General features: G+C 49.1%; 12 protein-coding genes and 1 pseudogene. 2 read left to right on the forward strand and 11 right to left on the reverse strand.

Features of this window, described 5'->3' with window-relative positions; translation table 11 throughout:
* Positions 1–13: 13 nt before the first annotated feature.
* The 8 genes from ptsG to ABEQ74_RS21850 form a co-directional block, all read right to left on the reverse strand.
* Positions 14–2,092, reverse strand: a complete 2,079-nt coding sequence (ptsG, locus tag ABEQ74_RS21815) for a glucose-specific PTS transporter subunit IIBC (RefSeq protein ID WP_430124224.1) — start codon at positions 2,090–2,092, stop codon at positions 14–16.
* Positions 2,093–2,382: 290 nt separating this feature from the next.
* Positions 2,383–3,234, reverse strand: coding sequence for a glucose PTS transporter transcription antiterminator GlcT (gene glcT / locus ABEQ74_RS21820; protein WP_430124225.1), 852 nt, complete (start codon positions 3,232–3,234; stop codon positions 2,383–2,385).
* Between the two features lie 104 nt (positions 3,235–3,338).
* On the reverse strand, positions 3,339–4,868 hold the full coding sequence (locus ABEQ74_RS21825) for a flotillin family protein (protein WP_430124226.1): 1,530 nt from the start codon (positions 4,866–4,868) through the stop codon (positions 3,339–3,341).
* 4 nt (positions 4,869–4,872) lie between these two features.
* Positions 4,873–5,406 carry a protease gene (locus ABEQ74_RS21830; RefSeq protein WP_430124227.1) on the reverse strand — a complete coding sequence of 178 codons (534 nt, stop codon included), beginning with the start codon at positions 5,404–5,406 and terminating at the stop codon, positions 4,873–4,875.
* Positions 5,407–5,608: 202 nt separating this feature from the next.
* A complete protein-coding gene (locus ABEQ74_RS21835) occupies positions 5,609–6,772 on the reverse strand; it encodes an iron-containing alcohol dehydrogenase (RefSeq protein ID WP_430124228.1) in 1,164 nt (387 codons plus the stop codon).
* Between the two features lie 156 nt (positions 6,773–6,928).
* The gene (locus ABEQ74_RS21840; RefSeq protein ID WP_430124229.1) at positions 6,929–8,518 is read right to left on the reverse strand and encodes a UDP-glucose--hexose-1-phosphate uridylyltransferase; all 1,590 of its coding nucleotides are present in this window, start codon (positions 8,516–8,518) and stop codon (positions 6,929–6,931) included.
* Between the two features lie 19 nt (positions 8,519–8,537).
* Positions 8,538–9,527: a UDP-glucose 4-epimerase GalE gene (galE, locus tag ABEQ74_RS21845; protein WP_430124231.1), complete on the reverse strand. Its 990-nt coding sequence runs from the start codon at positions 9,525–9,527 to the stop codon at positions 8,538–8,540.
* Between the two features lies 1 nt (position 9,528).
* Positions 9,529–10,707: a galactokinase gene (locus ABEQ74_RS21850; RefSeq protein ID WP_430124232.1), complete on the reverse strand. Its 1,179-nt coding sequence runs from the start codon at positions 10,705–10,707 to the stop codon at positions 9,529–9,531.
* Between the two features lie 170 nt (positions 10,708–10,877).
* Here ABEQ74_RS21850 and ABEQ74_RS21855 point away from each other — a divergent pair, with 170 nt between their 5' ends.
* Positions 10,878–11,744 carry a helix-turn-helix domain-containing protein gene (locus ABEQ74_RS21855; RefSeq protein WP_430124233.1) on the forward strand — a complete coding sequence of 289 codons (867 nt, stop codon included), beginning with the start codon at positions 10,878–10,880 and terminating at the stop codon, positions 11,742–11,744.
* Positions 11,745–11,846: 102 nt separating this feature from the next.
* On the opposite strand, the gene mgrA is transcribed toward ABEQ74_RS21855, so the two are convergent.
* The 3 genes from mgrA to ABEQ74_RS21870 form a co-directional block, all read right to left on the reverse strand.
* Entirely contained in the window at positions 11,847–12,863 is a 1,017-nt protein-coding gene (gene mgrA, locus ABEQ74_RS21860) for an L-glyceraldehyde 3-phosphate reductase (RefSeq protein ID WP_430124260.1), read from the reverse strand.
* A gap of 125 nt (positions 12,864–12,988) precedes the next feature.
* Entirely contained in the window at positions 12,989–13,741 is a 753-nt protein-coding gene (locus ABEQ74_RS21865) for an NAD-dependent protein deacylase (protein ID WP_430124234.1), read from the reverse strand.
* A 36-nt stretch (positions 13,742–13,777) separates the two neighbouring features.
* A complete protein-coding gene (locus tag ABEQ74_RS21870) occupies positions 13,778–14,545 on the reverse strand; it encodes an HAD family hydrolase (protein WP_430124235.1) in 768 nt (255 codons plus the stop codon).
* 208 nt (positions 14,546–14,753) lie between these two features.
* On the opposite strand from ABEQ74_RS21870, the pseudogene ABEQ74_RS21875 reads away from it, so the two are divergent.
* A pseudogene (locus ABEQ74_RS21875) lies at positions 14,754–14,993 on the forward strand (KGG domain-containing protein); the annotation flags it as partial.
* Between the last annotated feature and the right edge of the window lie 56 nt (positions 14,994–15,049).

Here is a 15,049-nt window from a genome sequence, read left to right on the forward strand (position 1 = left end):
ATAACGCTAAAGATTAAGGTTTTACTATGGTTATGATGTCTTGTTCACCGTTTTTTACTTCACCGGTCTTGTTCAGCTTCACAGAAGCTCCTTCCGGCAAGTTCGAGAAGATCACAGGAGAAATTATCGATTTAGCGTTCTCCTTCACATATGACAAGTCTACCTGCATAATCGGTTGGCCCGTCGTGACCAGATCCCCCTCCTGCACAAGTACATCAAATCCCTGCCCCTTCAGCTTAACCGTATTGACACCGATGTGCACAAGCACTTCCTTACCACCATCGGACATGATACCGATGGCATGCTTGCTTGGGAACACATTGAATACCGTGCCGTTTACAGGAGAAACAATCGTTCCGTTATGCGGCAGGACCGCAAATCCGTCTCCTGTCATTCGTTCGGCAAACACGGGATCAGGAACATGGGATATATCCATCAGCTCTCCGTCGACTGGAGATACGATTTCCTCCATGATTAGAGCTTCCCCGTCCTGTCCAGCCTGCAACTCTTCTTGAGCAGTTGGCATAGCTTCGGGCGCGGCAGCTTGAGGAGGAGAAGTCGGCGTGATACCTGACATGATGTCCTGGATTTGCGACTTGATGGTATCAGAGCGAGTGCCGAATATTGCCTGGATATTATTCCCCACCTCCAGGACCCCTGATGCGCCCAGCTGTTTAAGCCTTCCCTTATCGACATGACTCTTGTCTTTCACCTCAACACGCAGCCGGGTGATGCATGCATCCAAATGCGCGATGTTAGGCTGACCGCCAAGTGCAGACAGAATGTTGGACGGGAGATCATTAGGACTGCCGCCCGCCTCCTGAGAGCTGGCGGTTGACGTTGCGGCAGCGGCCTCTTCACGTCCCGGCGTCTTGAGATTAAATTTCCGAATGACAAACCGGAAGCCGAAATAATAGATTACTGCCATGATAGCACCAACAATAAGGACATTCCACCATGGCGTCCGGTTCGGAATGACACCGAATATCATGTAATCGATCAGGCCGCCCGAGAAGGTCATGCCAATTTTAGTGCCTAGGATATGCATGGTCATGAATGAAAGACCAGCGAAGAGCGCATGCACTGCAAACAGGATTGGTGCCACGAACAGGAAAGAGAACTCAAGTGGTTCCGTGATTCCGGTCAAGAAAGAAGTCAGAGCTGCCGACCCCATGATGCCCGCCACGAACTTCTTGTTCTCCGGTCTCGCTTCATGATAGATGGCGAGTGCTGCGGCGGGAAGGCCAAACATCATAAACGGATATTTCCCTGTCATAAAGGTACCTGCGGTAAACTCTACGCCATCCCGAAGCTGGGCCATGAATATATTTTGATCACCGCGCACCATTTGACCCGCCTTATTCACATATTCCCCGAACTCAAACCAGAATGGAGAATAGAAAATGTGATGCAAACCGAACGGAATCAATCCCCGTTCCACAACGCCGAACACGAAAGCGGACAGCGTCAGATTTTGCTCCAGCATGAAATGGGATGCAGTGTTAAGCGCAGACTGGATAGGTGGCCATATAAATACCATGATAAGACCCAGCAAAACGGATGTCGCAGCGGTCATGATCGGAACAAACCGTTTGCCGGCAAAAAAGCCCAGGTAAGACGGCAGCTCTATTTTGTAAAATCTACGATACATGCTTGCGGCCAATATACCGACGATAATCCCGCCAAATACGCCCGTTGCCAAGGTTGGAATACCCAGCACGCTCGCATACTCATAATTCGTACCGATCATGGACGGTGTTATCCCAATGACACTTCCCATGGTAACGTTCATTACAAGGTAACCGATAATGGCAGCAAGCCCAGCCACACCTTCGCCTCCGGCCAAGCCGACAGCAACCCCCACTGCAAACAGCAGAGATAAATTCGTGAATACGATTTGGCCTGCATTCATCATGACTGTAGCAGTTGCTTGTACCCAAGCCGCATCCAGCCACGGTGCATACTGTAGAAAATCGGGATTAACCAGCATATTCCCAAGACCAAGCAGAAGTCCAGCCGCAGGCAATATAGCTACTGGCAGCATCAAAGCTTTCCCGACCCTTTGCAATACGCCAAAAAGCCGTTTAAACATGAGTATCCTCACCCCCTCTAACCAGTTGTTGATACATACTTTACTGTGACGCATCTTTACAACAGACAAATAAAAAAGGCATGAGTAACTGCGGGAAAATGGTTGGCTAATCTCTTGGATTAGATTACCCAAAATTGGGTAATAGCAACCACAAATTCCTGCAATACTCATGCCTGATCGAATCAGTTACACGTTTCATTTGTTGTTGTATGATTCATAACTGATCGTATTGTAACATCGTTCATTTAGCGATGCAACCACATATAAGGGGCTTAATAAAATCTTCACATTTAACCGTTTTGCTCTTTACGCTGGACCAACCGCTCCAAGTGAATGGTCAAATAACCAGCCTCCGCGGGATATACGGGCTTCTTCAACCGCTGCTCCATGATCTTTGTCAACTTCCATGCCAAAGAATAAATCTCAGGATATTCCCGTTTCAGCAGACCATCAAGCGAACTTATCTCAGTTACCGTTTCACCTCGCCTAACCCGTTCTATGGCAAACCGAAGATGTGTCAGCAAGCGCGAGTAATCCAGCGTATCCCTGGGTATGGTGAAATCCAACTGCTGTTCGACGGTATGTACCAGATCCGCGATCAGCTCGGAATGCTTGCGAACCTCTGAAATGTGCTGGTTCGTTAGTGCACTGTGAAAATGAAGGGCGATGAATCCGATTTCTTCCTGCCCCAGATCAACCCCCAGCTTCTCTCTAATCGTATCCACAGCATACTCTGCCATCTCATAAGCTTCTGGATACATCTCACGGGTTTCATATAAAAAAGGATTATGAATATAGAGTCCCTGAGCATGACGCTTAATCGCAAATGCAATATGATCGGTTAATGCAATGTGGATATGCTCGTTTAGCGGAGCATCGCTGGATTTGACGGCATTTAGAATGATATCATTCACCGCTTCAATCAGCTTCTCATCGATGTGAGGGACCAACTGCTTATACTGTTCCTGCTCCTCCGGCTTCGTCAAAATGAACATTTTCTCGGCAGCCGAGTCGGGAATGCGATCCTTCGTCTTGCGGTTAAAGCCGATGCCCTTTCCGATAACAACAACCTCGCCGTGCAGAGGATGATTCGCTATGATTACATTATTGTTCAACACTTTAGCCACTTGTAAGCTGCTCACATTCGCACCTCATTTGATTCATACGCGTATACTCGGATATCTTATCAGAAATATGGGAGCACGGCAAAATCCATCGTATGAATCGCCTCCCGCTGCTGCTGGTACTACTCTTCCTTAGCGGCGCTAGCTTCTACGGGTACCCTTACCAGCTCCTGCTCAGCAGCCACCGGTTGTTGGGCTGGGGCTGATTTTTTGGTCGTCAAGCCTTTAATGAGCTCCTCCACATCGATCCCGGATACACTCTTCAGCATTTCAGGCGCAGTCGACATCAGCTCTGTCACATAATTGCTCACGCGAGCTGCTCCTTCACCTTTGCCTGTATCAACAACCGTCAGCTTCTCGATAGACGAAATAGGCTGAGCAATCTTGCCTGCAAGCTCAGGGAGCATTTTCACAATAATATCGAGCACCGCAGCTTCTCCGAACTTCTGGAACGCTTCGGCCAGCTTCTCTTTGGCATCAGCTTCGGCAATACCGCGGAGGCGGATAACTTCAGCTTCAGCTGTACCCTTCGCACGTTCAGCATCCGCAACAGCCAAACCATCGAGTCGCTTCTGTTCGGCAGAGGCTTTAGCCTGAGTTTCAATGGAGTATTGCAAGGCATCCGCTTCGCGCATTTTGCGGGCCTTATCCGCTTCGGCTGCCTGCTCAACGGCATAGCGATCCGCTTCGGCTTTCTTCTTCACGTCCGCGTCGTACTGCTTCTCGCGTATCGTAATTTCTTTTTCCTGCAAATCGATTTCGCGTTCCTTACGAACGAGCTCAACCTTCATCTGCTCCTCAACCGCTGTTTGTCTGGCACGGGCTTCCTGGATATGGTAAGCTTGGTCCGCTTCGGCCTTCGCCGTATCCTGCTCCTTCTTAAAGGACGCGACCTTCAGCTCCCGCTCCTTCTCGGCTTCTGCGATATTCGTATCACGTATAACTTCGGCCTTCTGACCTTCTTCTTCGGCACGCGCTTTCTGAATCCGCGCATCGCGCATCGCTTCTGCCTCAGCGATCTCTGCATCCCGCTTGACTGTTGCGATCCGCGGTTTACCGAGCGCTTCCAAATATCCGTGTTTGTCGCGAACATCCTTGATGGTAAAGGAAACGATCTGCAGACCCATCTTCTTCAAATCTCTTGCTGCAACACCTTGAACCTCCTGTGCAAACTTGTCGCGGTTACGGTATACTTCCTCAACCGTCATGGAACCAAGGATGGCACGCAGATGGCCTTCCAGCACTTCCTGGGCTTCACCCTTCAGCGCTTCAATCGGTTTGCCCATAAATTGCTCGGCTGCAGTCGCCACATCTTCGATCGAGCTTCCCACTTTAATGATGGCTACCCCATCTGCCATAACTGGCACCCCTTGCTCCGTGTAAACTTCAGGGGTCATTACATCCAGTTTATGAGATAAGAGCGATACGAATTCGGAACGCTGAAATACGGGAAGGATAAAAGCACCTCCGCCGCGAACGATTTTGATTTTACGGCCGGATTCATCCTCCGATAAGTTTTTACTTCCCAAAAAAGAACCGGTTACGATCATCGCTTCATCCGGGCTCACCGTTTTGTAACGGGCCCAGAACGCAAGTCCTAACACGACAATGACACCTACAACAATCGATGGAATTACTAAGTATTCTGGCATTGAATCATCCCTCTCCTTTTCGTTCTTCCAGTTCAGACACTCTCAGGACACCTTCAACCACATCGACAACCACCACACGGACGCCTGCGGGAAGAATTTGGCGATCAAAGCTTGATGCGATATGCAGTGTATTGCCTGCACCAATCTTGACCATCACTTCACCATATCCTTCTGCAGGAAGCGGTACGGTAACAACGCCGATCCTGCCCGCCAGCTCCTTAATGGAGAATCCCGTCGAGTTCTCGCTGTTCTCCATCGGTTTAACATATCCGAAGTAGACGAGAATCGAAATGACGATAGCCGCCAACACAGATAGCGTTACATGAGCACCTGTCGTCAATTCCGTGTATTTTGTCAGCATGATTCCGGCTCCGCCAAATACCGTGATCCCTCCGGCGATCACAACCGGATTGAGAAAATCTACTGACAAAAAGTCCAGCAATCCATCAAGTGCAGAGCTAAGAATGTCTCCAAGCACCACGGTGACGATGGCAAAAATCACGCCTCCGATCAGACAGCCCCAATATAACGCTTCCATGTTGATTGCCCCCTCTGGAATTCCTTACTGTGTATAACAAGTAATACGGCAAAATGTTTGCTAAAGTTTCAATTATTTGCCTCAAACGTATGAAAATCTCTTCATAATCTATATTCGGCACCGCATTAAAAAAGCCTGCACGGTATCAACCGGCAGACTTATAATCATTGCTACTCCTTGTCATATCACGACAGGACAACCCTTATAACGACATTTTATAAATCTCCACGACGTCATCACGCTGCAGCTTGCGGAAGTTGCCAAAAGGACCAAATCGCATCGCTTTATCCGCCATAGCTTCGATCTGACTATCATCGATATTGTAATCTCGCAGTGTGCTCGGCGCACCGATGGAAGTCCAGAAGCGGCGAAGGGCCTCGATTCCTTCCAATCCGATGGCTTCATCGCTTTTTCCTGCAGGGTCAATTCCGAATACGTTCACGGCAAGCGATTTGAAACGCTGTGGATCCGACTTTAGATTAAATTTCATCCAATTCGGGAACAGAATCGCCAGTCCGCCGCCATGAGGAATATCGTAGACGGCAGATACCGCATGCTCGATATTATGGGTTCCCCAGTCTCCTGCCATTCCCATATTAATCATGCCGTTCAATGCCATCGTTCCACAATACATAACCGTCTCCCGGAGCTCATAGTTCTCCAGATCCTCAACCAGCTTCGGAGCCGTATCGATAACCGTGCGAAGAATCGTTTCACAGAAGCCATCCTGTACCGGTGTGTTGGTGTCTTGGTGGAAATAGTGCTCCAGCACGTGAGACATAATATCCACGATACCATACACCGTCTGATCTCGCGGAAGAGAGAATGTATGGACGGGGTCCAGAATCGAAAATGCAGGGTACGCGTGTAGGCTTCCCCAGCTCATTTTCTCTAGGGTAGCTTCGTTCGTGATGACGGACCCGCCGTTCATCTCGGAACCTGTTGCAGCCATCGTAAGCACAGTTCCAAGCGGCAGACCCGCTTGCGGAACGGCTTTGCGTTCTACGAAATCCCACATATCTCCGTCATACTTGGCACCAACGGCAATAGCTTTGGAGCAGTCAATTACACTTCCGCCCCCAACAGCCAATATAAGATCAATATTATGCTCGCGGCATAATGCCACGCCTTTATGAACTGTCGACAAACGTGGGTTCGGTTCCACCCCTGCAAGCTCTGTTACCACCGCATTCGCTTCTTTCAGCAATGCGATTACCTGATCATACAGCCCGCTTCGCTTAATGCTGCCGCCGCCGTACACCAGCAAAACATTCCGGCCATATTTGGCCACTTCACCGCTTAAAGCGCTCAGTTTGCTCTTGCCAAAGATCAACTGAGTCGGATTATGAAAGACAAAAGGTCTCATGTATATTACCTCCATCGTTGCTTGTTCGCATCTATATTCAATCTTGCGATGCTTTTTCATTCTATACCATTCCCATTATGCAAAACAAACAGCCGTCCTTCCGGAGAAAGATCGGCTGTCTGAATTATGATTAGAGGTATAGCTATCCGTAACACATTATTTATCGTCTGCAATGTAACCCATATGGGCCAGGAACCGCTGGAATGCCTGCTGTCCTTCCGCAGTTTGTTTGTACACCCCGGCATGTTCCAAAATCGTTGTGAATTTGTGACCGACTTCCTGACGAATCAGCTCGACCGCCCCAGCTTTATCCGGCACGGCTGCTCCCCGTCCCCGCAGCTCCTCGATCCAGTCCCCATGGATTGCTAGCGGATGGTCCGCTGCCTTGCTGCTTGCGTACAGCTCCTCGTTCCCCGCCAGAATATCGGCGATTTGATCGAGTTCTTCCTTGAGCCTGCCCGGCAGGATCGCCAGTCCCATCACTTCAATCAAGCCGATGTTCTCCTTCTTGATGTGGAACATTTCCCGATGAGGATGAAAGATCCCTTCCGGATGCTGCTCGTTTGTTCGATTGTTCCGCAGAACGAGATCCATTTCATAGATGCCTTCGTCATTTCGGCGGGCAATCGGAGTCACCGTATTATGGCGGACCCGTTCTCCATCCACTTCGCTATAGGCCTCAATGTCAACCGAAGAATCGCTGTAGACTTTCCAAGCCTCATAAATGCCATTCGCGCATTCCAGAAGCGATTCACGGTCGTTTGAGGATAACCGGATCACCGACATCGGCCATTTCACGATGGCTGCAGATACACCAGGATAATCCCTGTGCGTAAATCCGGCTACCTTCGGTGCTTTCTGAATCGGGAAGGTATGACGCCCTCCTTGAAAATGATCATGCGTTAGAATCGAGCCACCCACAATCGGGAGATCCGCATTCGATCCGAGAAAATAATGCGGATAGGCATCAACAAAACTCAGAAGACGGGCAAGCGTCGCTTTGGTCAGCCTCATCGGCACGTGATCGTGATGGAACACAATGCAATGCTCGTTATAGTAAACATACGGCGAGTATTGGAAGAACCATGGTTCTTCGTTTAGCTCCAGCGGAATAATGCGCAGGTTTTGCCGCGCCGGGTGATTGACCCTGCCTGCATAACCCACATTCTCCCGGCAGAGCTGGCATTTCGGATAGATCGGTGGAGGCAGCAGTTTAGCCATGGCGATTTCCTTCGGACTCTTCTCCGGCTTGGATAGATTGATGGTAATCTCAATATCGCCATATACGCTGGCATGCTGCCAGTACTCGTTTTTGGCTACACGATCCATGCGAATATAGTTGGAGTCGATGCACAGATTGTAAAACTGCCGGGTAGCCTCGATGATCCCCTGCTCCTGCTGGACCGCCCGGAACTGAGCAATGACTTCCGAAGGTCTCGCCATGAGCCTTCCCATGATTTTAGCGTCCAACAAATCCCGGTACGTGTCAGTATTCTCCGGGATCATTCCATGCGCCGCAGCATAATCGATCATCACGTCAAGCATGGCCTGAGGACTATCCGGCATCGGATCATTCACTTCGTCAAGATATGGCTCGCTGAATCCGAAATCCTCCAGCAGCAGATTGCGGCTGTAATCCACATCCGCTGTCTGGATAAGACCTTTGTGAAGGGCAAATCGCACCAGCATTTCAATCGCATGAAGAACCTGCTTCGTTTCGGGAGTTCCTGATGTTGCTGCATTCATGGTCATCGTCCCCCTTGAATTAATTGTCACCGTAACCGTCCGGGTGACTATTGTGCCATTTCCATGCGCTCTCGATAATCTCCTCCAGCTTCGTTCTGGACGGCGTCCATCCCAGAACGGTTCTCGCTTTATCCGAAGAGGCTACCAATACCGCAGGGTCACCTGCACGACGAGCTTCCATGACAACCGGAATGTCGGCGCCAGTCACCTGCTTCGAAGTCTCGATAACCTCCTTAACCGAAAATCCAAGCCCGTTGCCGAGGTTGAACACATTACTGGACTCTCCGCGGCGGAGGTATTCAACTGCGCGCAGATGAGCGTTCGCCAGATCGCTGACATGAATGTAATCACGGACACACGTACCGTCAGGCGTGGAGTAGTCGTCACCAAACACTGAAATGCTGTCGCGCTGTTTCAAAGCGGTTTGCAGAACAAGCGGTATCAGATGGCTCTCCGGCCGGTGATCCTCGCCAATTTTTCCACTGGCATGTGATCCAGCTGCATTGAAATAACGAAGGGATACATATTTCACGCCAAGCACAGTATCGAACCAGGACATCATTCGCTCCATCATCAGCTTGGTTTCCCCATACACATTCGTCGGCTGGGTCCGATCCGTTTCCTCGATCGGCACCTTTTCAGGCTCACCGTAGGTTGCAGCCGTTGATGAAAAGACGATTTTGCGCACACCCGCTTCATTCATAGCTTCCAGCAGGCACAGCGTGCCATATACGTTGTTATCATAATATTTCACCGGATCCTTCATGCTCTCACCAACCAGAGAGTTTGCAGCAAAATGGATAACGGCATCAATATTGTTTTCAGAGAACAGCTGCTTTAGCAGTGCTTTGTCCCGAAGGTCGCCAACATACAGATTGCCACCGAGCAGTGCCTCACGATGCCCCGTCTCCAGACTGTCAATCACAACAACTTCTTCCCCTTGCTCCAAGAGCTCTGCCACAGTGTGAGATCCGATATAACCAGCACCGCCTGTCACTAAAATAGCCATATTATTTACCCTCCTTTACTTCATGCACACCTTGACCCACACCGCATACGTAGAAGTCCGCTTTCAGTCCCGTTCTCGCTTGGTACTGCTGCCCCACTTCCGTGATGAATCGTTCCACCGCATCCTCATGAACGAGGGATACCGTGCAGCCTCCAAAGCCGGCTCCCGTCATTCTGGAACCGAGCGTACCCGGTATCCGCTGAGCTTCTTCCACGAGCGCATCCAGTTCATCGCCCGTAACTTCGTACAGATAACGCAAAGAGTCGTGGGACTGATTCATATATTGTCCGAAAGCTTCCAAATCACCATTCTTCAAGGCCTCTACGGAATCATGCACACGCTGATTTTCCTCAACGACATGCTGAGCACGTTTTCTAACCGTTTCATCCTTGATGCTGTCCTGCAGGGTGACAAATTGATCCGGGTTCAGCTCAGCAAGATATGTCAGCGCCGGCAGTTCCTTCTGTAAAATCTCCAAAGCGCGGTCACACTCGCTGCGTCGTTCATTGTATTTGGAATCGACGAGTCCGCGCCGTTTGTTGGTATTGGAAATCACGATTTTGTAAGCTCCGGTCCGGAAAGGCACCAGCTCATACTCCAGCGTGTCGCACATTAATAGAATGGCATGATCCTGCTTGCCGTTCGCTACGGCGAATTGATCCATAATCCCGGAGTTAACGCCGACAAACAGGTTCTCTACCCGCTGCGAGAGCTTGGCAATCTCTACCGTATCCGTCTCCTTGCCTTCCATCTTCAAGAAAGCGTAGGCCGTAACAACTTCAATGGATGCCGAGGACGAGAGGCCCGCTCCGTTGGGAATATCCCCATGGTAGAGCAGGTCGTAACCGCTGCTAAGGTTAACTCCGATTTTACTCAGCTCAACGATGACACCAACCGGATAATCCGTCCACTGATCTCTTTTATAACCATAATCCTCATCCAGGCTGATCGTTAGTTCATCAGGAATATTGGTCGATGAAAAACTCACTTTGTTATCGTCACGTGCTCTAATAATTAAGGTTGTACCAAATTCCAAAGCTGCGGGAAGCACGTAACCTCCGTTATAATCCAAATGCTCTCCGATCAGGTTCACGCGTCCGGGTGCGTTAAAGATATGTGCCTTGTGACGGCCTTCTCCATGCTTTTCCATGAATAGTTCCATAAGCTGTTGCGTTGACACTGCCCATCACTCCATCCTGTACATATGGTAGTTTTACTGCCTTCAGTATAATGAAAATCTCGGTAACTGATAATGAAATCTTGTGTGCTACATATGGATTTATATGACTTTTGGGAGTACAATAAATTCCATACTCATTGTTTCCCCAAACTGATTGTAAAGGATAATGAATGATGAAACCAACCTATTCTGTCGCTTCCAATCCTGCACAGCATGGCGGCGGGTGGCTCCATGTCCGCTTCGCGGGCGAGAGTCAAACCTCACCCGAGCATGCCTTGGGGCCAAAGATATTCGATCATTATCTTCTGCATGTGATTGAATCGGGATATGGCATATTTCGTACCGAAACTGATAAGTTTCAGCTCGGACCTGGTGATTGCTTCCTGATCCATCCCGGCCAGATCGTCAGCTATGTATCTGATGCGAGTCAGCCGTGGCGTTACCGCTGGGTCGCCTTTGATGGGAAGCAAGCTGATGAAGAAGTCTACCGTTTGGGGCTCACACTAGAGAAGCCTGTCCTCCGCCTCGTGGAGAACAACCCCCTTCCCGGATATGTATCCCTCATACAGAGCCATTTTCAATCCAGGGAGGACAGCTCTCATATAGCCTCGATTGGGTACCTGCATTTAATTTGGGCCGAGATCATGAATCAAAGTGACCAACCGTCCCAATTAACACTGGCTGAACCTCAAGTTCAGCGAACAGTGAAGCAGATGATCAACTACATGACTTCCCAATACGCTCATCCTGTCTCGATTGAACAGATGTGTACCGGCCTGGGCTATAACCGCGCATACCTGTCACGAATCTTCAAGCAGGAAACGGGCATGACTCCGATCACATATCTGCTTAAATTGAGAGTCGACCAGTCCAAGCGGCTGCTGCGTGAACGTCCCGATTTGTCTATCGAGCAGGTTTCCGCTTCCGTCGGACTCACCGATCCGCTCTATTTCTCACGCCAATTCAAGCGGCTCGTCGGCCGATCTCCGTCGCAGTACCGCAAAGAGACTCTCGCATCGCCCCTGCGAACAGATTGACGATCACGCATAAAAAAGAGCGCTTGTCAGGTATTTATCCATCCTGAGGCGCTCTTGTATTTCTATATTTGTCAACATAACAATCATTATCTTATAAAGGCACTATCCCTCTGTAGAAGGCCCGTTCTCCGTTTTCAAAATCGCTTCAATACGATCCAATTCTTCTTTGGAGAACTCCAGATTATTCAAGGCTGCGACGTTATCTTCAATTTGGCTTACCTTACTTGCCCCGATTAGAGCGGATGTCACTCTACCACTGCGAAGAACCCACGATAGCGCCAATTGGGCGAGACTCTGGTTTCGAGCTTGTGCCACCTGATTAAGCGCTTTGATCTTTCGCAGCACCTCAGGCGTAATATTGTTCTCATTCAAGAACACAGAAGCACTTGCCGCGCGTGAATCACCAGGTATGCCGTTCAAATATTTGTTGGTCAAAAGGCCCTGAGCAAGTGGAGAAAACGCAATGCTTCCAACTCCGTTTTCTTCCAAAACGTCGAGTAATCCGTTCTCTACCCAACGATCCAGCATGGAGTAATTCGGTTGATGGATGAGCAGTGGTGTTCCCAGGCTTTTCAGGATTGATATCGCTTCCTTTGTCTTCTCCGGCGAATAATTGGAGACTCCAACATACAGTGCTTTACCCGAACGAACTAGATGATCCAAGGCTGCCATCGTTTCCTCGAGAGGCGTTTCCGGATCCATCCGGTGATGATAGAAGATATCGACATAATCCAGGCCCATCCGCTTCAGACTCTGATCAAGACTTGCCACTATATATTTTCGTGATCCAAAGTCGCCGTATGGCCCGGGCCACATATAATAGCCCGCTTTGGATGAAATGACCATCTCGTCACGGTAATCCTGTAAATCACGGGAAAGAACCTTACCGAACGTTTCTTCGGCAGAGCCTGCAGGAGGTCCATAATTGTTCGCCAGATCAAAGTGGGTAATTCCCAGATCGAAGGAGCGGGTAATCAAATTTCGCCCGTTTTCGTATGCATCGACACCACCGAAATTATGCCATAATCCCAAGGAGATCGCCGGAAGTTTCAAGCCCGATCGTCCCACACGGTTATACTTCATTCCCTCATACCTGTCTTCGCTAGCTACATAGGTCACTTGCAATCCCTGCCCTTCTATTGTAAATAGGTCCATTCTATACTTCATCTTATCGTGTTTCGGCGGCCGGAGACAAGAAAACGATTACAGTGATTTATAAGCAACGCACCAGCGCATGATCGTCGTTATATGGTGATCAGCTTATCTACCTGTGTCATGACTTTCCCGATCCGATCCGCTATCAAGAGGCCGGCCTTGTGATCATATGGGGTCGGATCTGCATTGAGCAGAGCTACCTTACTTCCTTGAAAATAAGATACCAACCCGGCTGCGGGATGTACGGTCAAGGAGGTCCCACCGATAATCAGTAAATCTGCCGTTGATATTTCCTGAATGGAACGCATGACAATATCCTGATTCAATTCCTCTTCATAAAGCACGATATCCGGCCGGATCAATCCGCCGCAATCTTTGCACCATGGGACGATTTCCTGAATGTCGAGAATATCCTGCAAGCTATAAAACCTTGAACACTCCATACAATAATTGCGATGCACAGAGCCATGAAGCTCCAACACATCTGAACAGCCTGCTGTCTGGTGAAGACCATCGATATTTTGTGTAACTATGGCTTTCAGCTTCCCGTCGTGCGCAAGTCTTGACAAAAGCCGATGGCAGCCGTTCGGCTGTGCATTCGGATGCAGCATCTTACTCCGGTAAAAATCATAAAAAACCTCCGGGTGTTCCATAAAGAAAGTATGACTGAGCATGACCTCCGGCGGATATGGAGATTGGTGCTCACTTTGATACAGTCCTGCCGCTGAACGGAAGTCAGGTATTCCGCTCTCTGTGGAGGTGCCGGCCCCTCCGAAAAAAACAATATAGTCGCTTGCTTCAATCCATGTTGCCAACTGTTCGATCTTTTCCCTGTTCTCCACTCTTTACACCTCCGTACAGCCCTTAAAATAACACGTCTACCTTTGCACGTCTATTTCATTATAATCGGATATGACGACATCGGCATCCGCGAGATGTTCAGGATCACCTTCACCTGACCATAAACCTATCGCCAGAGCAGCTCCTGCTTGCTTCGCCATTTGCATATCACCGTTGCTGTCACCGATGACAATCGCGTCCATAGGCCTGATCCCTAGCAGACGGCATGCCTTCTCGGTCATCTCCGGGTGCGGCTTTCCATCTCGAACTTGATCCCTTCCTACTACAACAGTGAAGTAAGAACGAAACCCCATCCACTCCAATTGTTCAACGGCACCCGAGGTTTGATCCGATGTAACTACGGCCATCTTTACTGACGCCAAGCTGCATTTTTCCAAAAAACTCTCCAGCCCAGGCATCGGGAATGCAGGTTTCTGCTGACGAACTTCGTGCATAGCATGGTTAGTCATCTGAGTGACCTCAGCAATGGCCTCATTCCAAGGCATTCCCGCAGCGTACAATTGCCAAGCCAGCAGCCCGTATGTTTCTTCTACCGTACTCATTGCAAGCGGTCCACGCATGTCATAACCGATCACACGCCCATTGGCATCATGACGGGTGCCCAGCACCTTCTCTTTCGGAACGGTGAAGCCGGCCCCCATGATCTCCAGCCGCTGCTCCATGAAGCGGAGCACATAGTCTGTCCATCCTCCCCACAGGGCCATAAAATGAACTAAGGTTCCATCTTTATCAAACAAGATTCCCTTGCAAGGAACTGCTCGTCCCTTCACTTGAACAAACGGCAATGTAATAAACCTCCAAACCTATTCTTGATCATACTCTTATTAAACCATGAAATAAATACTGAATTAAGCTAAATTATGCCTGAAGGAACAATTTGATCCTCAAATGATAATTTGCCAATCTTTAGTCGATTGTTTTGATTCATGACAAAAAAGTGGTGGTAAGTAAGATATACGCATAGCAAATACGACGGTAAAGGAGTGATTTGTGATGGCAACGAACAAAAATCGTAAAATGACCCGCGAAGAGGCAGGACGTCTTGGAGGCGAAGCGACCGCCAAGAAACATAGCCGTGAATTCTATCAGGAAATTGGAAAAAAAGGCGGCAAGGCAACGTCCAAAAACCATAGTCGCGAATTCTATCAAGAAATCGGCCAGAAGGGCGGCGAAGCCACTTCACGGAATCATAATCGTGAATTCTATCAGGAAATTGGCCGCAAAGGCGGCAAGAAATAGTATAAATACTTATTTAAAAAGCCTGTTCCTGGTCATACCCCTGTCAAGTA

The sequence above is a fragment of the Paenibacillus solani genome, from assembly GCF_050475945.1.
In the GTDB taxonomy this organism is placed as follows: domain Bacteria; phylum Bacillota; class Bacilli; order Paenibacillales; family Paenibacillaceae; genus Paenibacillus_AQ; species Paenibacillus_AQ solani_A.

Excerpts from the sequence above, each read along its gene's own strand:
- ptsG (WP_430124224.1), bottom strand. The coding sequence starts at position 2,092 with ATGTTTAAACGGCTTTTTGGCGTATTGCAAAGGGTCGGGAAAGCTTTG.
- ABEQ74_RS21840 (WP_430124229.1), bottom strand. The coding sequence starts at position 8,518 with ATGAATGCAGCAACATCAGGAACTCCCGAAACGAAGCAGGTTCTTCAT.
- ABEQ74_RS21835 (WP_430124228.1), bottom strand. The coding sequence starts at position 6,772 with ATGAGACCTTTTGTCTTTCATAATCCGACTCAGTTGATCTTTGGCAAG.
- ABEQ74_RS21855 (WP_430124233.1), top strand. The coding sequence starts at position 10,878 with ATGATGAAACCAACCTATTCTGTCGCTTCCAATCCTGCACAGCATGGC.
- ABEQ74_RS21830 (WP_430124227.1), bottom strand. The coding sequence starts at position 5,406 with ATGGAAGCGTTATATTGGGGCTGTCTGATCGGAGGCGTGATTTTTGCC.
- ABEQ74_RS21825 (WP_430124226.1), bottom strand. The coding sequence starts at position 4,868 with ATGCCAGAATACTTAGTAATTCCATCGATTGTTGTAGGTGTCATTGTC.
- galE (WP_430124231.1), bottom strand. The coding sequence starts at position 9,527 with ATGGCTATTTTAGTGACAGGCGGTGCTGGTTATATCGGATCTCACACT.